The organism is Citrobacter sp. Cpo103, assembly GCF_030332605.1.
Taxonomy (GTDB): domain Bacteria; phylum Pseudomonadota; class Gammaproteobacteria; order Enterobacterales; family Enterobacteriaceae; genus Citrobacter; species Citrobacter portucalensis.
In genome coordinates, this window is record NZ_JAOWHO010000025.1 from 34385 (window position 1) to 57071 (window position 22687).

Here is a 22687-nt window from a genome sequence, read left to right on the forward strand (position 1 = left end):
GTTTACCCCTTGTTTGCAGCCCGGAAGCCATTTTCCAGGTCGGCAATTAAATCTTCGCCATCTTCAATACCGGTGGAGATACGCAGCAGCGTTTCGGAAATCCCGGCAGCAGCACGCGCTTCTGGTGCCATGCCCGCGTGTGTCATGGTTGCGGCGTGGGAGATCAGACTTTCAACGCCCCCTAACGATTCCGCCAGCGTAAACAATGACAACCCGCCGAGGAAACGGCGCAGCGTTTGCTCATCGCCATCCAGTTCAAAACTTAACATCGCGCCAAAGCCTTTTTGCTGACGCGCGGCAATCTCATGGCCCTGATTATCCGGCAATGACGGGTGATACAATTTTTTCACCAGCGGCTGAGTTTGCAGATAATCGACTATCGCCTGAGCATTACGTTGCGCCACCTCCATTCGAGGAGACAGAGTACGCAGGCCGCGCAACAGTAGATAACTATCAAACGCGCCGCCGGTCACACCAATATTATTCGCCCACCATGCCAGTTCAGTGACCGTTTCCGGATCTTTCGCTATCACAACACCAGCCACCACGTCTGAGTGACCGTTTAAATATTTCGTGCATGAATGCAACACCAGATCGGCGCCCAATGCCAGTGGATTTTGCAGTGCCGGGCTTAAAAAAGTGTTGTCGACCACGCTGACCGCGCCAGCTTCACGCGCCAGCTGACAGATTTTCGCAATATCCACCACGCGCAGCAGCGGGTTGCTTGGGCTTTCTACCAGCACCAGCTTCGGTTTTTCCGCCAATGCGGCCTGCAATGCCTGCTCATCTCCTTGATCGACAAACAGGACGCGGTAACAGCCACGTTTTGCCAGACTGTCAAACAGTCGGTAGCTCCCGCCGTAGCAGTCATGCGGTGCGACCAGCAGATCGCCTGGCTTGAGGAAGACCGTGGTCACCAGATGAATCGCCGACATGCCAGTATTGGTCAGCACAGCACCAGCACCGCCTTCCAGTTCCGCCAGCGCACGCTGAACAACATCGCGCGTTGGGTTGCCGCGACGCGAATAGTCATGGGCGCGAGGTTCATTAAATCCGGTAAAGTTATAGGTGCTGGAGAGGTGAATCGGCGGGACAACGCAACCGTACTGTTCGTCGTCATTTAACCCGCTACGCACTGCGATGGTGGCCTGTTTACGCGTCATATTGAGGAGATCCTGGCTGAGTCGGTGAAAAGTCAGACACCAGAGTAATCATAGTTACGATAGCCGTCAATACATCTGGACATCTAAACTTCTTTGCGTATAGATTGAGCAAACTGGAAATAGCCGTTAAAATTATATGCATTAGCGTACATCTGCGTCGGCTTACTTCGTGTCAGGGCCACGCCACTACGATAAACTACGCGCAATTATGGTCCGGGCTCAGGTTCTGGCCTCAATATTAATGACGAAGAGGATTAGGTATCTCATGGCTGAATGGAGCGGCGAATATATCAGCCCATACGCTGAGCACGGTAAGAAGAGTGAGCAAGTCAAAAAAATTACGGTTTCCATTCCTCTGAAGGTGTTAAAAATCCTTACCGATGAACGCACGCGTCGTCAGGTGAACAACCTGCGCCACGCCACCAACAGTGAACTGCTGTGTGAAGCGTTTCTGCATGCTTTTACTGGGCAACCCTTACCCAACGATGACGACCTGCGTAAAGAACGCAGTGATGAAATCCCGGAAGAAGCAAAGGTAATCATGCGTGAACTGGGTATCAACCCGGAAACGTGGGAATACTGATAGTTAGAACAGCAATGGATGTGTAGAGGCGGGAATGCTCCCGCCTTTTCTCACTGTGTTACTTACTAATACCATTGAGTTTATTCAATGTTTCTTCCATTTTGAGCGTTTCCGTACGGTTCAATGGATAGAAATAAATCAGAATGACCGCCGCCAAAAACAGGCATAGCGCCGGCAAGAGATTCGCCATCGTATAAATATTTTCCTGCACAATGCTGGTTTGCACTGCACCACCTGTTGACGATGATTGATAGCCAATGATAGCCAACATAAAGCCACCAATCGCCCCTGCGCATGCCTGACCAACCTTGCGCGCAAAGAAGTTCACACCATAAACCGTGCCATCCTCGCGATCGCCAGTGACATACTGATGGTAGTCACAAACATCAGTCATAAACGCCCAAATCATCAGGTTGAATAACCCTGCACCCAGCGTCGCCAGGAACAAGAAAACCAGATAGACCTTTGCATCCGTAATGTGGACAAAGTACATAATCACATACATGACCACGGCAAAAAGCAACGCGCCTACGCTGGCTTCTTTTTTACCAAACCGCTTCGTGAGCCAGGATGCCGATGGCGCCAGCAAAACCAGGGAACCAAAGGTAAACAGCAACGCGACTGACATCGCCTCTTTATTGTGGAAATAGTCATTAAACAGGTAAGTCATGTTGGTACCGGACAACCCCTGATTAATTACAATCAGCAAATCCACAACCACTAAAACAATCAGCGCCTTATTGCGTGCCAGTCCCTTCAGCAACACCGAAACGGGCATGCTCTCTTTTCTCTCCACGCGCACGCGCTCCGTCGTTAAATGACAGGTCAAGGATAAAAAGATCAAGCCCAGCACTGCGCAACCAATGGAAATCCAGAAGAAGTGTTGCCCGGAAATCACCTGGCTTCCGTCCACCAGGGTGGTGTACATCAGGATCGGAATGAAAAAGCCAGTTGCCCCACCGCCAATTGCTGACCCAACGCTACGCCAGGTTGAAAGCGATACACGATCATCCGGATTCGAGCTAATCGCCGCAGACATAGCACCGTACGGAATACTCACGGTCGATAACAGCGAACCGTAAATGAAATAGGAGCAACAGATGTAGATGATTTTCGCCGTATAAGAAAAATCATTCACAAACGGCAGGAACAGGACAACCGCAATGATGCAAAATGGATACTTCATGCGACGCACCCACGGGTTGAAACGTCCATGTACCGTCAGTTTAGAGGTATCGCATAAGCGCCCTACACCAACATCAACGAACGCATCAAAGAGTTTGGTCACAAAATAGAGTGAGCCAACAATAACGCCGGAAATACCGAGGACGTTAGTGTAATAAATCATTAAAAAACTATTAACTAAGCCAAGAATAAAACAGGTTCCGAGGTCACCACATAAATAACCGATTTTATCTCTAATTCCGAAAGGCCTGACGGCAGTGGTTTCATTATTTCCAATAATAGTTCCATCATTAGACATGATGTCAACTCCTTAGACATATTATTCACACAAACTATGCTTATCGACGTAATCAGCCAATACGAAAACTATTACCGATTAGAAGTTATAACCAAGACCGACACGATAACGGGTCTGACGATCGTCTGTGGTGGTAGTGTTATAACCCGAGGAAACGTTGCCAACTTCAACAAATGGAACCCATGAGCCTAGTTTATACGCCACGCGGAAGTTATATTCATAATCATCTTTCCGGTTGTTATATAAATCTTCGCTATCGGCAATTTTATAAATACCATTTAGCTCAAACATCCAGTCATTGACGTTATAACCAAGCCAGGCTTCCGGACGATAGACCATGCGGTCATCTTTGCCGTCAGTGTTTCTGCGCATGTACTCCTGACGATAGCGGAACGCGGTCCACCAGTTGTCGTTGATGTTGTACTGCACGCGGATATAAGGCTTATAAATCGCGATATTATCGCCCGTTTCTATCGCAATGCCGGGCTGCCAGACAAGACCCTGCCATGTGAACTGGTAGCTTGCGGTATACTCGTTACCGTTACTTTCCATATTATTCCACGCATCATTTGACTGCGTGTTTTCGGAACGAGAAATGGCTTCGACTGCGACACCAAAACCCGTGGCAAAACGGTGAGACATATAAACACGATCGTAATTACGTCCATCGTCATAATATTCATGCCGGTAATCAACATAACCCGCTTGTGCGGCCGCAGAGAATAATGGAATCAGTAATAACGCAGATTTAAATTTCATGACAATCCCTCTTCACACTCAATAACGGAAATTATCCATCTCGTTTTGTCCATAAAATGGGAAAACAAAAAGGCTTTTAGATTAATTTTATATTTCCACAAAAGTGTATTTTAGAAAGAAAGCAGAAACCTTTGGCATTTTGCCAGGAACTAGTAAAAGTGGCAAAAGACAGAAGATAAAAAGGATGCAGATCACCAGTCTCAATATTTTACCGAAAAAATAAAACAGCGTTTTATTTATTAAATTAAATAGACTATTCAATGCATCAATATATATTTCAGTTCTGAAACGCAGAAACAAAAAAGCGCCATAAGGCGCTTTTTTCTGACAGCTGAAACTTACTTGCTGCCTGGGATGCTGAAACGCTTGTTGAAGCGATCAACACGACCACCGGTAGCAACATCACGCTGCTTGCCAGTATAGAACGGGTGGCACTTGCTGCACACGTCGAGGTTCAGATCGTGACCGACAGTAGAGCGGATTTTAATGACGTTACCGCAAGAGCAGTTTGCAGTAATTTCTTCGTATTTCGGGTGAATATCTTTTTTCATGGGAAAACCTCGGTTTAAGGCCGCGTCGCTCTTCCAGCCCTAACGCCAGACACCACGCGATGTTAATTATTCCCCGTCACCTTTCACACTGCTGATGCGTTGCCTGCGTTCACTCACTCTGGTCACATAGTTCACTATGCTCCCAGAGATTCGCTCGCTTGCCGCCTTCCAGCCGCGCGAAACTCTCGGGTAATGGTCAGTATTTGACGCAATCAATTTGCATCAAAGGCGGCGAATCATACAGAAATTAACCTGCTCATGCAAACTGATCCGCATTCTACCCTTCACTAATGTGTATACTAACCCGCCAGATTTCAAGTCAGGATGATTCAATGCCCGTTGCGCACGTTGCCTTACCCGTTCCGCTTCCTCGTACCTTTGACTACCTCCTGCCGGAAGGCATGAGCGCCAAAGCCGGGTGTCGTGTACGCGTGCCCTTTGGCAAGCAGCAGGAGCGCGTGGGTATCGTCCTTTCCGTCAGCGAGCACAGTGAACTGCCGCGGAGCGAATTGAAAGCCGTTCTCGAAGTGCTGGACAGCGAACCGGTCTACTCGACCTCTGTCTGGCGTCTGCTGTTGTGGGCGGCTGATTATTATCATCATCCCATCGGTGACGTACTGTTTCACGCCCTGCCAATTTTACTGCGCCAGGGACGCCCGGCGACAAACGCGCCCATGTGGTACTGGTTTGCCACTGAAGAAGGCCAGGTTATTGACCTCAACAGCCTAAAGCGTTCTCCCAAGCAGCAACAGGCGCTGGCTGCGCTACGCCAGGGGAAAATCTGGCGCGACCAGGTGGCTGAACTGGAATTTAATGATGCCGCATTACAGGCACTGCGGAAAAAAGGGCTGTGCGATCTGGCGAGCGAAACACCAGGCTTTAGCGACTGGCGTACGGACTACGCGGTTTCCGGTGAGCGTCTGCGACTGAACACCGAGCAGGCCACCGCCGTCGGGGCGATTCACAGCGCCTCAGACAGTTTTAGCGCCTGGCTATTAGCGGGCGTAACGGGATCAGGCAAAACAGAAGTCTATCTCAGCGTTCTGGAAAACGTCCTTGCCCAGGGCAAGCAGGCGCTGGTGATGGTGCCGGAGATTGGCCTGACGCCGCAAACTATTGCCCGTTTTCGCGAACGTTTTAATGCGCCGGTCGAAGTCCTGCACTCCGGTTTAAACGACAGTGAACGTCTTTCAGCCTGGCTGAAAGCAAAAAATGGCGAGGCGGCGATTGTTATCGGCACGCGTTCTTCGCTGTTTACGCCGTTTAAAAATCTCGGCGTGATTGTCATCGACGAAGAGCACGACAGCTCTTATAAACAGCAGGAAGGCTGGCGCTATCATGCGCGCGACCTCGCGGTTTACCGCGCCCATAGCGAGCAAATCCCGATTATTCTCGGCTCAGCCACTCCGGCACTGGAAACGCTGTGTAACGTGCGGCAGAACAAATACCGCATGCTGCGCCTGACGCGCCGCGCCGGAAATGCGCGCCCAGCCACTCAGCACGTGCTGGATCTCAAAGGTCAGCAGGTGCAGGCCGGTCTAGCCCCTGCGCTGATCGCCCGTATGCGTCAGCACCTGCAGGCGGATAACCAGGTGATCCTGTTTTTGAACCGTCGTGGTTTTGCGCCTGCGCTGCTGTGCCACGACTGTGGTTGGATTGCCGAATGTCCGCGTTGCGATCATTACTACACGCTACATCAGGCGCAGCACCACCTGCGTTGCCACCACTGCGACAGCCAGCGCCCAATACCGCGTCAGTGCCCTTCCTGCGGTTCGACGCATATGGTTCCGGTAGGACTCGGCACCGAACAGCTTGAGCAGGCTCTGGCACCTTTTTTCCCCGGTGTGCCAATTTCACGTATAGATCGCGACACCACCAGCCGTAAAGGGTCGCTGGAGCAGCATCTGGCGGAAGTGCATCGCGGCGGCGCACGAATACTTATAGGCACGCAAATGCTGGCCAAAGGCCACCACTTCCCGGACGTCACTCTGGTGGCGCTGCTGGACGTTGACGGCGCGCTATTCTCCGCAGATTTCCGGTCAGCAGAACGCTTCGCCCAGCTCTATACGCAGGTCTCTGGCCGTGCCGGACGCGCCGGGAAGCAAGGCGAAGTGGTGCTGCAAACGCACCATCCTGAACATCCGCTGCTGCAAACCTTGCTGTATAAAGGCTATGACGCGTTTGCCGAACAGGCGCTGGCCGAGCGACAAACGCTCCAGCTTCCACCGTGGACCAGCCATGTGATCGTGCGGGCAGAAGATCATAACAACCAGCATGCACCAATGTTCTTGCAGCAGCTACGGAATCTCATTCAAGCCAGCCCGTTGGCCGATGACAAACTCTGGGTGCTCGGCCCGGTTCCCGCACTGGCGCCCAAACGCGGTGGTCGTTATCGTTGGCAAATATTGTTGCAACATCCATCACGAATTCGCCTGCAACATATCGTCAGCGGCACGCTGGCACTGATCAATACGCTACCCGATGCACGCAAGGTTAAATGGGTGCTGGATGTCGATCCCATCGAGGGATAACCCCTCACGATGCGAGGCGGATCGTAAAATTAAAGATCCATCACACTTTTTATGAAAATTCTGTAACCGCTTCCATTCACTATCTGATAAAAATGTTTCAGATGAAGGTTATCCAGGGACGAGTCTGTGCCAGCAGCTCTCTGGCGAGGAGAAAGAGTGAAACCGAATAAGCAGGTTGCCGCCGCTACGATGAAAGATGTTGCTCTGAAGGCGAAAGTCTCAACGGCAACCGTATCCCGCGCATTAATGAACCCGGACAAAGTCTCGCAGTCAACCCGTAACAAGGTTGAGCAGGCAGCGCTGGAAGTGGGATATCTACCCCAATCAATGGGACGTAACGTTAAGCGTAATGAGTCGCGTACCATTCTGGTGATTGTGCCGGATATCTGCGATCCGTTTTTTAGCGAAGTGATTCGTGGCATTGAAGTGACTGCCGCAGAACAGGGATACCTGGTGCTTATTGGCGACTGCGCGCACCAGAACCAACAGGAAAAGACGTTTCTTAACCTCATTATCACCAAGCAGATCGATGGCATGGTACTGCTCAGCTCGCGCCTGCCGTTTGATGCCAGCGTGGAAGAGCAGCGCAATTTACCGCCGATGGTCATGTCGAACGAGTTCGCACCAGAGCTGGAACTCCCTACCGTACACATTGATAACCTCACCGCCGCCTTTAACGCGATGAATTATCTGCTGGAACTGGGGCATAAACGCATTGGCTGTATCGCCGGCCCCGAAGATATGCCGCTGTGCCATTACCGTCTGCAAGGCTACGTTCAGGCATTACGCCGCAGCGGAATTACGGTCGATCCGCATTTTATCGCGCGCGGTGACTTTACCTATGAAGCGGGAGCCAATGCGCTGAAGCAGCTCCTTGAACTACCGCAGCCGCCTACCGCGGTCTTTTGTCACAGCGACGTCATGGCGCTGGGCGCACTCTCTTACGCCAAACGCCAGGGTCTGAAAGTCCCTGATGATTTATCCATTATTGGCTTTGATAACATTTCGCTCACGGAATTTTGTGATCCACCCCTGACAACCGTCGCACAGCCGCGTTTCGATATCGGACGTGAAGCTATGCTGTTACTGCTCGATCAATTACAAGGGCAGAGCGTCAGCAGTGGCTCACGTTTACTGGACTGCGAGCTTATTATTCGGGGTACTACCCGGGCACTGACGTAAAGTAAAGTGCTTTCGGACTCCCCTGTCTGGTCAAAGGCCCGCCGCTTAAGTAACATGGCGGGCTGACGAACGAATAAATACAGCGAAACGATAGTGGCACAACGAGATTATGTACGTCGCGGCCAACCGGCACCTTCGCGGCGCAAGAAGAGCACATCACGGAAAAAACAACGCAATACGCCTGCGGTATCGCCCGCAATGGTTGCTATTGCTGCAGCCGTACTCGTGACCTTTATCGGTGGTCTGTACTTCATTACGCATCACAAGAAAGAAGAGTCCGAAACGCTGCAAAACCAGAAAGTCACCGGTAATGGCATTCCGCCAAAACCGGAAGAGCGCTGGCGATACATCAAAGAGCTGGAGAGCCGTCAGCCTGGCGTACGTGCGCCTACCGAACCGTCTGCGGGCGGCGAGGTGCTGAATGCCGATCAGCTAACCAATGAGCAGCGTCAGCTATTGGCGCAAATGCAGGCTGATATGCGTCAACAGCCGACACAGCTCAACGAAGTACCGTGGAACGAGCAAACGGCTGAACAGCGCCAGCAAACGCTGCAGCGTCAGCGTCAGGTGCAACAGCAGCAGTGGAACAATGCCCAGCAGCAGGCTCAGCAACCGCGTCCACGGGCAACAGAACAGCCGTATCAGCAGCAGCAAACGCGTACAGCACAAGCCGCGCCGGTACAGCAGCCGAAAGCGCAGCCAAAACCGGCAGCGCAACAGCCGTATCAGGATCTGCTGCAAACGCCAGCGCATACCACCGCTGCTCAGCCAAAACCGCAGCCGGCCGCGCCAATAACCAATGAAACGCAGCCGCCAAAACAGACGGCTGAGAAAAAAGATGAACGCCGCTGGATGGTTCAGTGCGGATCATTTAAAGGCGCTGAGCAGGCAGAAACTGTGCGTGCACAGCTGGCCTTTGAAGGCTTTAACTCCCGTATAACCACCAATAACGGCTGGAATCGTGTGGTCATTGGTCCGGTCAAAGGCAAAGAGAATGCCGACAACACCATCAGCCGCCTGAAGGTTGCTGGTCACACAAACTGCATTCGACTCTCCACTGGGGGTTGAAACCCCCAAAATCTCCCCCATCTATACTTGCATTACGCCCCGTACACTGTGCGGGGCCTGTACATTGCATTTGTAACCAAGGGGTCTGCTCGTGACAACAATAGTAAGCGTACGCCGTAACGGCCATGTGGTAATCGCCGGTGATGGTCAGGCCACACTGGGTAACACCGTAATGAAAGGCAACGTGAAGAAAGTCCGCCGTCTGTACAACGATAAAGTCATCGCGGGCTTTGCGGGCGGTACTGCGGATGCATTCACGCTGTTTGAACTGTTTGAACGCAAGCTGGAAATGCACCAGGGTCACCTGGTGAAAGCTGCCGTTGAACTGGCAAAAGACTGGCGTACCGACCGTATGCTGCGCAAACTCGAAGCGCTGCTGGCCGTCGCAGATGAAACTGCATCGCTCATCATCACCGGTAACGGCGATGTCATCCAGCCAGAAAACGATCTGATTGCTATCGGCTCCGGCGGTCCCTACGCCCAGGCTGCTGCACGCGCTCTGCTTGAAAACACCGAGCTTGGCGCACGCGAGATTGCTGAAAAAGCGTTGGATATTGCAGGGGATATCTGCATTTATACCAACCACTTCCATACCATCGAAGAATTGAACTCCAAAGCGTAAGGATCCCCCATGTCTGAAATGACCCCACGCGAAATTGTCAGCGAACTGAACAAACACATCATCGGCCAGGATAACGCGAAGCGTTCCGTGGCGATCGCCCTGCGTAACCGCTGGCGTCGTATGCAGCTCAACGAAGAGTTGCGCCATGAAGTCACGCCGAAAAACATTCTGATGATTGGCCCGACCGGCGTCGGTAAAACCGAAATTGCCCGTCGTCTGGCAAAACTGGCCAACGCGCCGTTCATCAAAGTCGAAGCAACAAAATTCACCGAAGTCGGCTATGTTGGTAAAGAAGTTGATTCCATCATCCGCGATCTGACCGATGCTGCCATTAAAATGGTCCGCGTGCAGGCAATCGAGAAAAACCGCTTCCGTGCCGAAGAGATGGCGGAAGAGCGCATTCTCGACGTGCTGATCCCACCGGCTAAAAATAACTGGGGACAGTCAGAGCAGCCGCAGGAACCTTCTGCAGCACGTCAGGCATTCCGTAAAAAACTGCGTGAAGGCCAGCTGGATGATAAAGAGATCGAAATCGATCTCGCGGCCGCACCGATGGGCGTTGAAATTATGGCGCCTCCGGGAATGGAAGAGATGACCAGCCAGCTGCAGTCCATGTTCCAGAACCTCGGCGGTCAGAAACAAAAACCGCGTAAGCTGAAAATCAAAGACGCGATGAAACTGCTGATTGAAGAAGAAGCGGCCAAACTGGTGAACCCGGAAGAGCTGAAACAAGAAGCTATCGACGCCGTTGAGCAGCACGGGATCGTGTTTATCGACGAAATCGACAAGATCTGTAAGCGCGGCGAATCTTCCGGCCCGGACGTGTCCCGTGAAGGCGTACAGCGCGACCTGCTGCCGCTGGTTGAAGGCTGCACTGTCTCCACCAAGCACGGCATGGTGAAAACAGATCACATTCTGTTTATCGCTTCTGGTGCATTCCAGGTAGCCAAACCGTCCGACCTGATCCCAGAACTGCAGGGTCGTCTGCCGATTCGTGTCGAGCTGCAGGCGCTGACCACCAGCGATTTTGAGCGTATCCTTACCGAACCGAATGCCTCCATCACCGTCCAGTACAAAGCGCTGATGGCGACTGAAGGTGTGGACATCAACTTCACTGAATCCGGTATTAAGCGCATTGCCGAAGCGGCCTGGCAGGTTAACGAAACCACCGAAAACATCGGTGCACGTCGTCTGCATACCGTTCTGGAACGTCTGATGGAAGATATTTCCTATGATGCGAGCGATTTGAACGGCCAAAGCATCACAATTGATGCCGAATATGTGAGCAAACATCTGGATGCGCTGGTCGCAGATGAAGATCTGAGCCGTTTTATCCTATAATCGCGTTCAATGCATTTTCATCACTGTTGATGGGGCTGATAAAGCCCCATTTTTATTGGCGCTAAATATGACTGAACAACAACAAATTAGCCGCTCACAAGCCTGGCTGGAAAGTTTACGACCTAAGACCTTACCGCTCGCCTTCGCGGCGATCATCGTCGGTACGGCATTAGCATGGTGGCAAGGATACTTCGATCCGCTGGTTGCTCTGCTGGCATTGATTACGGCGGGACTGCTGCAAATTCTGTCCAATCTCGCTAACGACTATGGCGATGCCGTCAAAGGCAGCGACAAGCCCGACCGCATTGGACCGCTGCGCGGTATGCAAAAAGGGGTTATCACCCAACAGCAGATGAAGCGCGCGCTGATCGTCACTGTGGTGCTGATCTGTCTGTCCGGGCTGGCCTTGGTAGCTGTAGCCTGTCACACGCTGGCGGATTTTGTCGGTTTCCTGGTGCTCGGCGGCCTGTCGATTATCGCCGCGATCACCTACACCGTGGGTAATCGCCCTTACGGATATATCGGCCTGGGCGATATTTCTGTGCTGGTATTTTTCGGCTGGCTCAGTGTGATGGGAAGCTGGTATCTGCAGGCTCATACGTTGATTCCGGCGCTGATTCTGCCTGCCACCGCCTGCGGCCTGCTGGCAACCGCCGTGCTCAACGTCAACAACCTGCGCGATATCAACAGCGACAGAGAGAACGGCAAGAACACGCTGGTCGTGCGTTTAGGCGCTGTCAATGCCCGCCGCTACCACGCCTGTCTGCTGATGGGCACGCTGGTCTGTCTGGCATTGTTCAACCTGTTCTCACTGCAAAGCCTGTGGGGATGGCTGTTTATCCTCGCCGCTCCGCTGCTGATCAAACAGGCTCGCTATGTTATGCGCGAGATGGACCCAGCAGCAATGCGTCCGATGCTGGAACGCACCGTAAAAGCGGCATTGTTAACTAACCTGCTGTTTGTCGTTGGAATTTTCTTAAGTCAGTGGTCTCTTTAACTGACAAATATCAATTAACAATTGATGATTTTGCCAACAGTACACATAGCGCGATATACTAAAAATTCTCGCAGCAACTGAACGTTAAGCCTATGAAATACGATACATCCGAGCTTTGTGACATCTATCAGGAAGATGTCAACGTCGTGGAACCGCTGTTCTCTAACTTTGGAGGACGGTCGTCGTTTGGCGGGCAAATCATCACGGTAAAATGTTTCGAGGACAACGGGTTGCTGTACGATCTGCTCGAACAAAACGGCCGTGGTCGCATTCTGCTGGTCGATGGCGGCGGTTCTGTCCGTCGTGCGCTGGTCGATGCCGAACTGGCACGGCTGGCCGTACAGAATGAATGGGAAGGTCTGGTCATCTACGGCTCAGTCCGCCAGGTAGACGATCTGGGAGAGCTGGACATCGGCATTCAGGCGATTGCCGCTATTCCGGTAGGTGCTTCAGGAGAAGGTATCGGGGAAAGCGATGTGCGCGTCAACTTTGGCGGCGTGACGTTCTTCTCCGGCGACCACCTGTACGCCGATAACACCGGGATAATCCTCTCCGAAGACCCGCTCGATATCGAGTAAGCGAAAAAGGCCATCAGCAATTTTGATGGCCTTTTTTTCATTCATTTGATTCGTAATGAATGACTTTAATATCATACTTTTTATATTTTTCTTCGACAACGATACTCATCGTCTCACGACTGACAGGATAAGTTTCGATATAAGCATTTAATTTATCCTCAGCTATCTGAATGCCACTCTTTTGTATCCCGGTAAAAATTATCTCACTGCGTTGAAGATGACTACCATCATCTGCATAGCTTACAAAAAACCAGTCGTTAGATATCCTTGGAGCCTGTTTAAGAGGTTTCGGTGTTAGCAGATGATAAAATAATAAATTCTGCTGAGTGTAGATTTTTTCTGTATAGATGCTCACCATAAAATGACAATAAAATAGCGCAATAAAAAGCATAAACACAATAATAAAACCTGATCTCCTGGATTTCATATGTGGAGTTCCCGAACATAATCAGGATTAGCAATAGGTCTTATTACATCCATAAATAAAGGTAATTCACCCGAATAGGGTTCATGTCTCTTATCTTTATTGATAGGGTCAGGAAACAGTAACGGAATAACACTTTTATTCTTAACCTCACCAACTGGGCCATAGAAGTCCCAGATTCGATAAGCCTTTTCTTTCGAGCATATCTGAAGGTAAGAGGTGTAATCTGCATAATTTACCGCTTGGTAAAAACCAAATAGATTTGAGACCAAATCTTCAGCACTATAACCACTATCCGTTAAATAAACATAAGGCCAAAAGTCCTGTAAGGACTCAAAGCGATGTGACGTACCTAAGAATATTGATAAAGCAATACCTTGTAAGGTTCGCTCCTGCAATCCTCGGCGCACCATAAATCTACGATATATACCAGTATTGATATTTATGCCATGAATGTTTTTGGACATACTTTGATGATAATTCACTTCATAAAACTCACTATCACCACCACGAGGCCTTGTCATTTCAAACCATAATTTTTCAGCCCCTGCCGGATTAGCATGGCCTAAATCAATCCATCCTAAATTATCTGTATAGATAAGACCATATCTAATATCTCTGGTGATAAGTCGATCCGAATCATCAATAATATCGTTTCTTTTTGTCATATCGTATTCTTTGATATTTAAAAAATACGATATCCTAATCTCTACATAGCAAAAAGGCATCCATTATGGATGCCTTTTTCAAGAAATCAGAATTAGACTTCTTCCATACGACCCAGCAGGGCATGCAGTCGATCCTGCCAGCCGCTCTGCTGTTCTTTCAGGCTGTTGTTCTCACGCTCCAGCTCTTCACGCTGCTGCTGTGCAGTCTGAACTTCCTGCGACAGTGAGTTGTTCTTTTCTTTCAGCTCTTCGATTTCCATCTGCAACAGCGTGATGGTATCAATCGCCTGCTGTACTTTTGCTTCCAGTTTCTCAAACACTTCTAATGACATCGTCATACCTCTCCTGAATTGCAAGGCGTTGATGGATAAAAATCCTCGTCCCGATAACCGGCGACGCCTTAATAAAAACGAGCGCACTCTACTTAACACCGATTGTATGAAGCCGCGTCATCCCTGTCCAGCGGCATCCCGCGCAGATTGCGGTTTGCAACACTTTTAGTCTTTCTCCTGGTGACATTACTGTCATAACTCTTAAGTGTTAACAGATTGATCAGTGAAATGATTCAGCTCACACTATTTTTGTATAACAAATACCTCACAATGGCGCGAAAACGCTCATTTTGTTGATGCAGTACACACATTTTAATTTCGATATTTCTCGTTTTTGAGCGTTAACGATAAATTAACAGTGTGCCTACCGGCTCCGGGGATGTCAGTGACCTTCTCGCACACAATAAACATTAAACTCTCTTCAGGATCCGATTATGAGTCAAACATCAACCTTAAAAGGCCAGTGCATTGCTGAATTCCTCGGTACCGGGTTGTTGATTTTCTTCGGTGTGGGCTGTGTCGCTGCACTTAAAGTGGCTGGGGCTACTTTTGGTCAGTGGGAAATCAGTATCATCTGGGGTCTGGGGGTAGCGATGGCTATCTATCTGACCGCAGGCGTTTCTGGTGCACACCTGAATCCCGCGGTAACCATCGCACTCTGGCTGTTCGCCTGTTTTGATAAACGCAAAGTTGTTCCTTTTATTATTTCGCAAATTGCCGGCGCCTTTTGCGCAGCGGCACTGGTTTACGGGCTTTATTACAATCTTTTCCTCGATTTCGAACAAACTAACCATATCGTACGCGGCAGTACCGAGAGCCTGGGTCTGGCAGGTACTTTCTCCACCTATCCGAACCCGCATATCAATTTTGTGCAGGCCTTCGCGGTTGAAATGGTCATTACCGCTATTCTAATGGGGCTGATTCTGGCTCTGACCGACGATGGTAACGGTGTACCTCGTGGTCCGCTGGCACCACTGCTGATCGGCTTGTTGATTGCCGTTATTGGTGCTTCCATGGGTCCGCTGACAGGTTTTGCGATGAACCCGGCACGTGACTTCGGACCGAAACTCTTCGCCTGGATGGCCGGATGGGGTGAGATTGCCTTCACGGGTGGTCGCGATATCCCTTACTTCCTGGTTCCGGTGTTTGGCCCGATTACCGGCGCGATTTTGGGCGCATGGGCATATCGCAAACTGATTGGTCGTCATTTACCGTGCGATGTCTGCGCGATTGAAGAAAAAGACGTTGCGGCCAACACTCAACAAAAAGCTTCGCAGTAATGTGACTACGGGACAAAAAATTATGACTGAAAAAAAATATATCGTTGCGCTCGACCAGGGCACCACCAGCTCCCGCGCGGTCGTAATGGACCACGATGCGAATATCGTTGCCGTTTCACAGCGCGAATTCGAACAAATCTACCCGAAAGCCGGTTGGGTAGAACATGACCCAATGGAAATTTGGGCGACCCAAAGCTCCACGCTGGTAGAAGTTCTGGCGAAAGCCGATATCAGTTCCGATGAAATTGCAGCGATCGGTATTACCAACCAGCGTGAAACCACCATCGTCTGGGAACGCGAAACCGGTAAACCAATCTATAACGCCATTGTGTGGCAGTGCCGTCGTACCGCGGATATCTGCGAAAAGCTCAAACGTGACGGCATGGAAGAGTACATCCGTAACAACACCGGTCTGGTTATTGACCCGTACTTCTCCGGTACCAAGGTGAAGTGGATCCTCGACCACGTAGAAGGCTCGCGTGAGCGCGCTCGTCGCGGCGAACTGCTGTTTGGTACCGTAGACACCTGGCTTATCTGGAAAATGACGCAGGGGCGCGTACACGTCACAGATTACACCAACGCCTCGCGTACCATGCTGTTCAACATCCACTCCCTGGACTGGGATGACACGATGCTGGATGCGCTGGATATTCCGCGTGCAATGCTGCCTGAAGTGCGTCGCTCTTCTGAAGTGTACGGCCAGACCAACATCGGTGGTAAAGGCGGTATTCGTATTCCTATCTCCGGTATCGCCGGTGATCAGCAGGCGGCGCTGTTTGGCCAGCTGTGCGTGAAGGAGGGGATGGCGAAAAATACTTACGGTACCGGCTGCTTCATGCTGATGAACACCGGCGAGAAAGCCGTTAAGTCCGAAAACGGACTGCTAACCACCATCGCCTGCGGACCAACCGGGGAAGTGAACTACGCGCTGGAAGGTGCGGTATTTATGGCTGGCGCCTCCATCCAGTGGCTGCGTGATGAAATGAAACTCATCAGCGATGCATTCGACTCCGAATATTTCGCCACCAAAGTGAAAGATACCAACGGTGTGTACGTCGTTCCGGCATTTACTGGCCTGGGCGCACCGTACTGGGACCCGTATGCTCGCGGCGCCATCTTTGGTCTGACCCGTGGGGTAAACTCCAACCACATCATCCGCGCCACGCTTGAGTCTATCGCTTACCAGACTCGTGATGTTCTGGAAGCGATGCAGGCTGACTCCGGTATTCGCCTGCACGCCCTGCGTGTTGATGGCGGTGCGGTCGCCAACAACTTCCTGATGCAGTTCCAGTCCGACATTCTCGGCACGCGCGTTGAGCGCCCGGAAGTCCGCGAAGTCACCGCATTGGGTGCGGCATACCTGGCTGGTCTGGCAGTAGGCTTCTGGCAGAATCTGGATGAGCTGCAGGAAAAAGCAGTCATCGAGCGTGAATTCCGCCCAGGCATCGAAACCACCGAACGTAACTTCCGTTACAGCGGCTGGAAAAAAGCGGTCAAACGCGCCATGGCGTGGGAAGATCACGACGAGTAATACGTCATAGCCGGATGGCAACTGTGCCTTATCCGGCAATATCTTCGTGCGGGGGCAACCCCGCACACACATCAATAATCTCGCCCCCTCCCCTGTGCTACACTTCGCGCCATTCCTTTCAGCTACGAGTTTGCAATGAGACGAGAACTTGCCATTGAATTTTCACGCGTGACCGAAGCGGCCGCGCTGGCTGGCTATAAATGGCTGGGCCGCGGCGATAAAAATACCGCTGACGGCGCGGCGGTAAACGCCATGCGTATTATGCTCAACCAGGTCAACATTGACGGCACCATCGTGATTGGCGAGGGCGAGATCGATGAAGCGCCGATGCTGTTTATCGGTGAGAAAGTCGGGACCGGTCTTGGTGATGCGGTCGACATCGCCGTCGATCCTATCGAAGGCACACGCATGACGGCAATGGGTCAGGCAAACGCGCTGGCCGTACTGGCTGTTGGCGATAAAGGTTGCTTCCTGAACGCGCCAGACATGTACATGGAAAAGCTGATTGTCGGCCCAGGCGCAAAAGGGTCTATCGACCTGAACCTGTCGCTGGAAGCCAACCTGCATAACGTTGCCGCTGCACTCAATAAGCCACTGAGTGAACTGACCGTCACCATTCTGGCCAAGCCACGCCATAATGAAACGATCGCCGAAATGCAAAAACTGGGCGTGCGCGTCTTTGCTATTCCAGACGGTGACGTTGCAGCCTCCATTCTGACCTGCATGCCAGACAGTGAAGTTGACGTGCTGTACGGCATTGGCGGCGCACCGGAAGGCGTGGTTTCTGCCGCCGTCATCCGCGCGCTGGACGGCGACATGCAAGGCCGTTTGCTGGCACGTCATGACGTCAAAGGCGACAGCGAAGAGAACCGTCGCATTGGCGAACAAGAACTGGCTCGTTGCGCCGCCATGGGCATTGAAGCGGGCAAAGTGCTGCGCCTCGATGAAATGGCGCGTAGCGACAACGTCATTTTCTCCGCCACCGGCATCACCAAAGGCGATTTGCTGGAAGGGATTAGCCGTAAAGGTAATATCGCGACCACCGAAACGCTGCTGATCCGCGGCAAATCACGTACGATCCGTCGCATTCAGTCGATTCACTACCTCGATCGTAAAGATCCCGATGTGCAGGCGCACATCCTGTAATTGATTTGATCAATAGAGCCTTCCAGCCCATATGGGCTGGAAATCTTTCGTCCAACGAACGAAGATAAGGCAATCAAAGCAGACAGGAGAAAACCATGGCAGATTGGGTAACAGGCAAAGTCACGAAGGTACAGAACTGGACCGATGCCCTGTTTAGTTTGACCGTGCGAGCTCCGGTTCTTCCTTTCACTGCAGGTCAATTCACCAAGCTTGGCCTTGAGATCGACGGCGAACGCGTCCAGCGTGCCTATTCTTACGTCAATGCCCCTGATAACCCCGATTTAGAGTTTTATCTGGTGACGGTTCCCGACGGCAAACTCAGCCCTCGTCTGGCAGCACTGAAGCCTGGCGATGAAGTCCAGGTGGTGAGTGAAGCGGCTGGTTTCTTCGTGCTGGATGAAGTCCCCGATTGCGACACGCTGTGGATGCTGGCAACCGGCACGGCTATCGGCCCATATTTGTCGATTCTGCAGTTAGGCAAGGACCTGGATCGCTTCAAAAACCTGGTGCTGGTCCACGCCGCGCGTTATGCCGCCGATTTGAGCTATCTACCGTTGATGCAGGCGCTGGAAAAGCGCTACGAAGGTAAATTACGTATCCAGACGGTTGTCAGCCGTGAAACCGTGGCAGATTCGCTGACCGGGCGTGTACCGGCGCTGATTGAAAGCGGTGAGCTGGAAAAAGCAGTCGGGCTGCCATTGGATAAAGAAACCTGCCATGTGATGCTGTGTGGAAACCCGCAGATGGTACGCGACACGCAGCAGTTGCTGAAAGAGACCCGGCAGATGACCAAACACCTGCGCCGCCGACCGGGCCATATGACTGCAGAGCACTACTGGTAAGAACGTTTTACTGCCCGGTAAACACCCGGGCATTTTGCCGGATGGCGCTTGCGCTTATCCGGCCTACGAGCCAGCTCTGTACTTTACGTCCTGCGTATCCTTACCATATTTATTTGCGTCCTGGGTGCCAATGAACGCACCCAGATCGATAAGCATACCGACCAGAATCAACGTTGGAACAAAGCGGCCTACCGCCCATTGCCAGACGCCGGGTAACATCGCCCAATTTCCGGCCAGCAGCATCCACGCCAGAATCATCAACAGCGCCCACGCTCCGGAACGCCCTCGGTCATGCAGACGTTTTACCGTCACTGCCGCCGTTGGCCATAGCAGACACACCAGACAAAAAGCCGCGGTCTGAATATCGAGTAATTGTTTGCTCGCCAGCGAAAACAGAACCAGCATGCCGACGATCCATAGGCCAATCCAAATCCAGAAATCACGGAGCCCGATGCGCCCTTTAAATGAGAATAACCACTGCTGTATGGTCATGTAAGTTCCTTTATTATTACCTTCCAGAACAGTTTACCCTTTTGACAAGCTCGACGGTTACCGTTTTAATCGTGAGCAGTGAGAATGAAAGGTACGATTGATGAAGCACGGATTTACACTGTTTTTATTATTGTTTTCAGCCTTAACCGCGAGCACTGCGGCACTGGCGAAAGAGCCATCGACGGCAACCACAGCCCCCTATTTACTGGCGGGCGCGCCGACCTTTGACCTGTCGATTAGCCAGTTTCGCGAAAACTTTAATACACAGAATCCGAAGCTGATCCTGAATGAGTTCCGCGCTATCGACAGCAGTCGCGATCGGGCAAATCTCACCCGCGCGGCCAGTAAAATCAATGAAAACCTGTATGCGTCTTCCGCCCTTGAGCGCGGCACCCTGAAAATCAAAAGCATGCAGATAACCTGGTTACCAATTCAAGGACCAGAGCAAAAGGCAGCTAAAGCGAAAGCGCTGGAATACATGACCGCCGTCATCCGCACTGTCGCACCACTACTGACGAAGGAACAGAGCCAGAAAAAGCTGCAAAAACTGCTCGCCGCAGGCAAAGGTAAGCACTATTACGCCGAAACAGAAGGCGCAATTCGCTATGTCGTGGCAGATAACGGTGAAAAGGGGCTGACCTTCGCTGTTGAACCGATTAAGCTGGCACTATCTGAAAACCTCGAAGGGTCGAATAAATGACAAAAAGCAAAGCCTTCGGGATGATCAATCTCTATACTGTTTCACAGACCATGCTGCCCTGAGGGGCGGCCATATTCCTTAATTCGCTGACAAGCGTGGAGAAATGAAATGCGACATCCTTTAGTGATGGGTAACTGGAAACTGAACGGCAGCCGCCACATGGTAAACGAACTGGTTGCTAATCTGCGTAAAGAACTGGCTGGCGTTGCTGGCTGTGCAGTAGCAATTGCTCCGCCGGAAATGTATATCGACCTGGCGAAACACGCCGCTGCCGGTAGCCACATCATTCTGGGCGCGCAGAACGTTGATCTGAACCTGTCTGGCGCATTCACCGGTGAAACAAGTGCTGAAATGCTGAAAGATATCGGCGCGCAGTACATCATTATCGGTCACTCTGAGCGTCGTACTTACCACAAAGAATCTGACGAGCTGATCGCTAAAAAATTCGCTGTGCTGAAAGAGCAAGGTCTGACTCCGGTTCTGTGCATCGGTGAAACCGAAGCAGAAAACGAAGCAGGCAAAACTGAAGAAGTTTGCGCACGTCAGATCGACGCGGTTCTGAAAACTCAGGGCGCAGCAGCATTCGAAGGCGTCGTTATCGCTTACGAACCAGTATGGGCTATCGGTACCGGTAAGTCTGCAACTCCTGCTCAGGCTCAGGCTGTTCACAAATTTATTCGTGACCACATTGCTAAAGCTGACGCGAAAATCGCTGAACAAGTTATCATCCAGTACGGCGGTTCTGTAAACGCAGCTAACGCGGCAGAACTGTTTGCTCAGCCGGACATCGACGGTGCGCTGGTTGGTGGTGCTTCTCTGAAAGCAGATGCCTTCGCAGTCATCGTTAAAGCAGCAGAAGCCGCTAAACAGGCTTAAGTTGTTAAGGCGGGAGGAGCACTCCTCCCGCTGTATTAACTACCAGTATCCCAACCAGTGCCACCAGAAGGCGCCGGTCCCCCCCCAAATGGTCAGGTTGACCACACTCATCACCAGGCCCGTTTTCCACCACTCCGCCAGCGTGACATAGCCCGAACCAAAGATGATCGGCGCAGTACCCGTGCCATAGTGCGTGAGCGACATCATCAAAGAGGAGGAGAAACCGAGCATTAAACCAAGCAATGCTGGTGGCGCGCCGAGGCCTAATCCTGCGGCGAAGAACGCAGCGAACATAGCCGTAATATGCGCAGTTGTGCTGGCGAAAAAGTAGTGCGAGTAGACGTAAAGCAGAATCAACAGCAGCGTTGCAACACTCCAGTGCACGCCAAGATGGTCGATTGCACTACCAACACTGGTTGCCAGCCATCCCACCAACCCCAGTTTGCTGAGAAAATCTGCCATCATCACCAGCGCGGCAAACCAGACTATCGTATCCCATGCCCCGCGGCATTTAAGAATGTCATCCCAGCTCAATACGCCCGCCATCAATAGAATCGACAATCCAATTAACGCGGCGCTGGTAGGGTTTACGCTCCAGGCACTGCCCATCAGCATCGCTGGAACACCCGCCCACAGGCAGAGCAGCAAAATGAACACTGCCAGGGTGATTTTTTCTGCCAGTGATAGTGGACCCAGCGCATCCAGTTTTTGCCGCGCGAACTGCGGCGCATTTGGCGTGCGCGTGATAGCTGGCGGATAGAGCCACCAGATTACAATCGGCATGACAACCAGTGATACCAGAGCAGGAAGAAGCGCCGCAATGGCCCACATTCCCCAGGTCATGTTCAGCACGCCATCCGTCCCCTTCGTCAAAAAGCTGACGATTAACGGGTTAGGTGCGGTCGCAGTGATGAACATTGCCGAGCTGATCGGGTTAATGTTGTAGTTCACCAGCGCGAGATAACGGCCCGTTGAGCCATTCTCGGCATGGCCTGGCTGCGAGCCGAGGCTCTCCGCAATCGCCCGCATTACCGGGTGGATAATGCCGCCGCCACGCGCGGTATTGCTTGGCGTTACGGGTGCAATTAGCGTTTCCGCAAGGGTTAATGCCCACGCAATGCCCAGCGTTCTTTTACCAAATAGCGCAATAAACCCGTAGCCAATACGCGCTCCCAGGCCAGTCTTTAACAGACTTTGCGACAGCATAATGGATAAACCGATCAGCCAGATTAGCTGGTTAGAAAAACCACTCAACGCATCGTTCAACGCCGCGGAGGGTTTGCCGGGGTTAGTAACGCCAGTCATCGCCACCAGCATAATCGCCACAATCGCAATTGCGCCAATCGGCATGGCTTTACCGATAATCGCAGCGATCGTACCAATAAACAGTGCCAGCAGGTGCCACGCTTGCGGGGTTACGTCAGGTGGACACGGGATAACAAACCAGATGGTCAGCGTAATCACGAGCGAGATGATGGCAGGCCAACAGCGGATGGGGGTTAAACTGTCCATGAATCAATCCTTGAATTTCCAGTGCG

Annotated in this window: 23 protein-coding genes; 14 read left to right on the forward strand and 9 right to left on the reverse strand. The window is 51.7% G+C overall.

Features of this window, described 5'->3' with window-relative positions; all coding sequences use genetic code 11:
* Positions 1-2: 2 nt before the first annotated feature.
* Positions 3-1163 (reverse strand): cystathionine gamma-synthase, encoded by a 1161-nt coding sequence (gene metB / locus OGX89_RS07310; RefSeq protein ID WP_003028818.1) that lies wholly within the window; start codon positions 1161-1163, stop codon positions 3-5.
* 265 nt (positions 1164-1428) lie between these two features.
* On the opposite strand from metB, the gene metJ reads away from it, so the two are divergent.
* Positions 1429-1746, forward strand: a complete 318-nt coding sequence (gene metJ, locus OGX89_RS07315) for a met regulon transcriptional regulator MetJ (protein ID WP_003825168.1) — start codon at positions 1429-1431, stop codon at positions 1744-1746.
* Positions 1747-1804: 58 nt separating this feature from the next.
* Here metJ and OGX89_RS07320 read toward each other — a convergent pair whose 3' ends face one another.
* The 3 genes from OGX89_RS07320 to rpmE form a co-directional block, all read right to left on the reverse strand.
* Positions 1805-3229, reverse strand: coding sequence for an MFS transporter (locus tag OGX89_RS07320; protein ID WP_003825170.1), 1425 nt, complete (start codon positions 3227-3229; stop codon positions 1805-1807).
* Positions 3230-3307: 78 nt separating this feature from the next.
* Entirely contained in the window at positions 3308-3988 is a 681-nt protein-coding gene (locus OGX89_RS07325) for an oligogalacturonate-specific porin KdgM family protein (RefSeq protein WP_003825173.1), read from the reverse strand.
* Positions 3989-4326: 338 nt separating this feature from the next.
* On the reverse strand, positions 4327-4539 hold the full coding sequence (gene rpmE / locus OGX89_RS07330; protein WP_003028810.1) for a 50S ribosomal protein L31: 213 nt from the start codon (positions 4537-4539) through the stop codon (positions 4327-4329).
* A 332-nt stretch (positions 4540-4871) separates the two neighbouring features.
* Here rpmE and priA point away from each other — a divergent pair, with 332 nt between their 5' ends.
* From priA to rraA, 7 genes are all read left to right on the forward strand, one after another.
* On the forward strand, positions 4872-7070 hold the full coding sequence (gene priA, locus OGX89_RS07335; protein WP_126957425.1) for a primosomal protein N': 2199 nt from the start codon (positions 4872-4874) through the stop codon (positions 7068-7070).
* 156 nt (positions 7071-7226) lie between these two features.
* A complete protein-coding gene (gene cytR, locus OGX89_RS07340; protein WP_003825179.1) occupies positions 7227-8252 on the forward strand; it encodes a DNA-binding transcriptional regulator CytR in 1026 nt (341 codons plus the stop codon).
* 93 nt (positions 8253-8345) lie between these two features.
* On the forward strand, positions 8346-9320 hold the full coding sequence (gene ftsN / locus OGX89_RS07345; protein WP_072025521.1) for a cell division protein FtsN: 975 nt from the start codon (positions 8346-8348) through the stop codon (positions 9318-9320).
* A 91-nt stretch (positions 9321-9411) separates the two neighbouring features.
* Entirely contained in the window at positions 9412-9942 is a 531-nt protein-coding gene (gene hslV, locus OGX89_RS07350) for an ATP-dependent protease subunit HslV (protein WP_003028805.1), read from the forward strand.
* A 9-nt stretch (positions 9943-9951) separates the two neighbouring features.
* Positions 9952-11283, forward strand: a complete 1332-nt coding sequence (hslU, locus tag OGX89_RS07355; protein ID WP_003028803.1) for an ATP-dependent protease ATPase subunit HslU — start codon at positions 9952-9954, stop codon at positions 11281-11283.
* 67 nt (positions 11284-11350) lie between these two features.
* Positions 11351-12280, forward strand: coding sequence for a 1,4-dihydroxy-2-naphthoate polyprenyltransferase (menA, locus tag OGX89_RS07360; RefSeq protein ID WP_003825185.1), 930 nt, complete (start codon positions 11351-11353; stop codon positions 12278-12280).
* 92 nt (positions 12281-12372) lie between these two features.
* Positions 12373-12858, forward strand: coding sequence for a ribonuclease E activity regulator RraA (gene rraA / locus OGX89_RS07365; RefSeq protein ID WP_003825188.1), 486 nt, complete (start codon positions 12373-12375; stop codon positions 12856-12858).
* Between the two features lie 37 nt (positions 12859-12895).
* On the opposite strand, the gene OGX89_RS07370 is transcribed toward rraA, so the two are convergent.
* The 3 genes from OGX89_RS07370 to zapB all read right to left on the reverse strand — a co-directional run bounded on the left by OGX89_RS07370 (position 12896) and on the right by zapB (position 14288).
* A complete protein-coding gene (locus OGX89_RS07370; RefSeq protein ID WP_003825190.1) occupies positions 12896-13285 on the reverse strand; it encodes a hypothetical protein in 390 nt (129 codons plus the stop codon).
* Positions 13282-13950: a hypothetical protein gene (locus OGX89_RS07375; RefSeq protein WP_126957427.1), complete on the reverse strand. Its 669-nt coding sequence runs from the start codon at positions 13948-13950 to the stop codon at positions 13282-13284. The genes OGX89_RS07370 and OGX89_RS07375 overlap by 4 nt, the downstream gene beginning before the upstream one ends.
* A 92-nt stretch (positions 13951-14042) precedes the next feature.
* Positions 14043-14288 carry a septal ring assembly protein ZapB gene (gene zapB, locus OGX89_RS07380; RefSeq protein ID WP_095533156.1) on the reverse strand — a complete coding sequence of 82 codons (246 nt, stop codon included), beginning with the start codon at positions 14286-14288 and terminating at the stop codon, positions 14043-14045.
* A gap of 428 nt (positions 14289-14716) precedes the next feature.
* Between zapB and OGX89_RS07385 the strand changes: the two genes are divergently transcribed.
* The 4 genes from OGX89_RS07385 to fpr all read left to right on the forward strand — a co-directional run bounded on the left by OGX89_RS07385 (position 14717) and on the right by fpr (position 19081).
* On the forward strand, positions 14717-15562 hold the full coding sequence (locus OGX89_RS07385; RefSeq protein WP_003825195.1) for an MIP/aquaporin family protein: 846 nt from the start codon (positions 14717-14719) through the stop codon (positions 15560-15562).
* Between the two features lie 22 nt (positions 15563-15584).
* Positions 15585-17093 carry a glycerol kinase GlpK gene (glpK, locus tag OGX89_RS07390; protein ID WP_003028792.1) on the forward strand — a complete coding sequence of 503 codons (1509 nt, stop codon included), beginning with the start codon at positions 15585-15587 and terminating at the stop codon, positions 17091-17093.
* A 135-nt stretch (positions 17094-17228) separates the two neighbouring features.
* Positions 17229-18239: a class II fructose-bisphosphatase gene (gene glpX / locus OGX89_RS07395; protein ID WP_063941743.1), complete on the forward strand. Its 1011-nt coding sequence runs from the start codon at positions 17229-17231 to the stop codon at positions 18237-18239.
* Between the two features lie 95 nt (positions 18240-18334).
* Complete coding sequence (gene fpr / locus OGX89_RS07400) at positions 18335-19081, forward strand: ferredoxin--NADP(+) reductase (protein WP_126319619.1); 747 nt, start codon at positions 18335-18337, stop codon at positions 19079-19081.
* 63 nt (positions 19082-19144) lie between these two features.
* Here fpr and OGX89_RS07405 read toward each other — a convergent pair whose 3' ends face one another.
* Positions 19145-19573, reverse strand: coding sequence for a DUF805 domain-containing protein (locus OGX89_RS07405; RefSeq protein ID WP_126957429.1), 429 nt, complete (start codon positions 19571-19573; stop codon positions 19145-19147).
* A 100-nt stretch (positions 19574-19673) separates the two neighbouring features.
* Between OGX89_RS07405 and OGX89_RS07410 the strand changes: the two genes are divergently transcribed.
* Together OGX89_RS07410 and tpiA are read left to right on the forward strand one after the other, a co-directional pair.
* A complete protein-coding gene (locus OGX89_RS07410; protein WP_126957431.1) occupies positions 19674-20273 on the forward strand; it encodes a YiiQ family protein in 600 nt (199 codons plus the stop codon).
* A 108-nt stretch (positions 20274-20381) separates the two neighbouring features.
* On the forward strand, positions 20382-21149 hold the full coding sequence (gene tpiA, locus OGX89_RS07415) for a triose-phosphate isomerase (RefSeq protein ID WP_003028783.1): 768 nt from the start codon (positions 20382-20384) through the stop codon (positions 21147-21149).
* A gap of 39 nt (positions 21150-21188) precedes the next feature.
* Here the strand turns inward: tpiA and OGX89_RS07420 are convergent, their stop codons facing one another.
* On the reverse strand, positions 21189-22661 hold the full coding sequence (locus OGX89_RS07420; RefSeq protein WP_103285929.1) for a DASS family sodium-coupled anion symporter: 1473 nt from the start codon (positions 22659-22661) through the stop codon (positions 21189-21191).
* Positions 22662-22687 lie beyond the last annotated feature (26 nt).

Coding starts and splice junctions, on each gene's coding strand:
- metB (WP_003028818.1), bottom strand. CDS start 1,163: ATGACGCGTAAACAGGCCACCATCGCAGTGCGTAGCGGGTTAAATGAC.
- metJ (WP_003825168.1), top strand. CDS start 1,429: ATGGCTGAATGGAGCGGCGAATATATCAGCCCATACGCTGAGCACGGT.
- OGX89_RS07320 (WP_003825170.1), bottom strand. CDS start 3,229: ATGTCTAATGATGGAACTATTATTGGAAATAATGAAACCACTGCCGTC.
- OGX89_RS07325 (WP_003825173.1), bottom strand. CDS start 3,988: ATGAAATTTAAATCTGCGTTATTACTGATTCCATTATTCTCTGCGGCC.
- rpmE (WP_003028810.1), bottom strand. CDS start 4,539: ATGAAAAAAGATATTCACCCGAAATACGAAGAAATTACTGCAAACTGC.
- priA (WP_126957425.1), top strand. CDS start 4,872: ATGCCCGTTGCGCACGTTGCCTTACCCGTTCCGCTTCCTCGTACCTTT.
- hslU (WP_003028803.1), top strand. CDS start 9,952: ATGTCTGAAATGACCCCACGCGAAATTGTCAGCGAACTGAACAAACAC.
- menA (WP_003825185.1), top strand. CDS start 11,351: ATGACTGAACAACAACAAATTAGCCGCTCACAAGCCTGGCTGGAAAGT.
- rraA (WP_003825188.1), top strand. CDS start 12,373: ATGAAATACGATACATCCGAGCTTTGTGACATCTATCAGGAAGATGTC.
- OGX89_RS07370 (WP_003825190.1), bottom strand. CDS start 13,285: ATGAAATCCAGGAGATCAGGTTTTATTATTGTGTTTATGCTTTTTATT.
- OGX89_RS07375 (WP_126957427.1), bottom strand. CDS start 13,950: ATGACAAAAAGAAACGATATTATTGATGATTCGGATCGACTTATCACC.
- zapB (WP_095533156.1), bottom strand. CDS start 14,288: ATGACGATGTCATTAGAAGTGTTTGAGAAACTGGAAGCAAAAGTACAG.
- OGX89_RS07385 (WP_003825195.1), top strand. CDS start 14,717: ATGAGTCAAACATCAACCTTAAAAGGCCAGTGCATTGCTGAATTCCTC.
- glpK (WP_003028792.1), top strand. CDS start 15,585: ATGACTGAAAAAAAATATATCGTTGCGCTCGACCAGGGCACCACCAGC.
- glpX (WP_063941743.1), top strand. CDS start 17,229: ATGAGACGAGAACTTGCCATTGAATTTTCACGCGTGACCGAAGCGGCC.
- fpr (WP_126319619.1), top strand. CDS start 18,335: ATGGCAGATTGGGTAACAGGCAAAGTCACGAAGGTACAGAACTGGACC.
- OGX89_RS07405 (WP_126957429.1), bottom strand. CDS start 19,573: ATGACCATACAGCAGTGGTTATTCTCATTTAAAGGGCGCATCGGGCTC.
- OGX89_RS07410 (WP_126957431.1), top strand. CDS start 19,674: ATGAAGCACGGATTTACACTGTTTTTATTATTGTTTTCAGCCTTAACC.
- tpiA (WP_003028783.1), top strand. CDS start 20,382: ATGCGACATCCTTTAGTGATGGGTAACTGGAAACTGAACGGCAGCCGC.
- OGX89_RS07420 (WP_103285929.1), bottom strand. CDS start 22,661: ATGGACAGTTTAACCCCCATCCGCTGTTGGCCTGCCATCATCTCGCTC.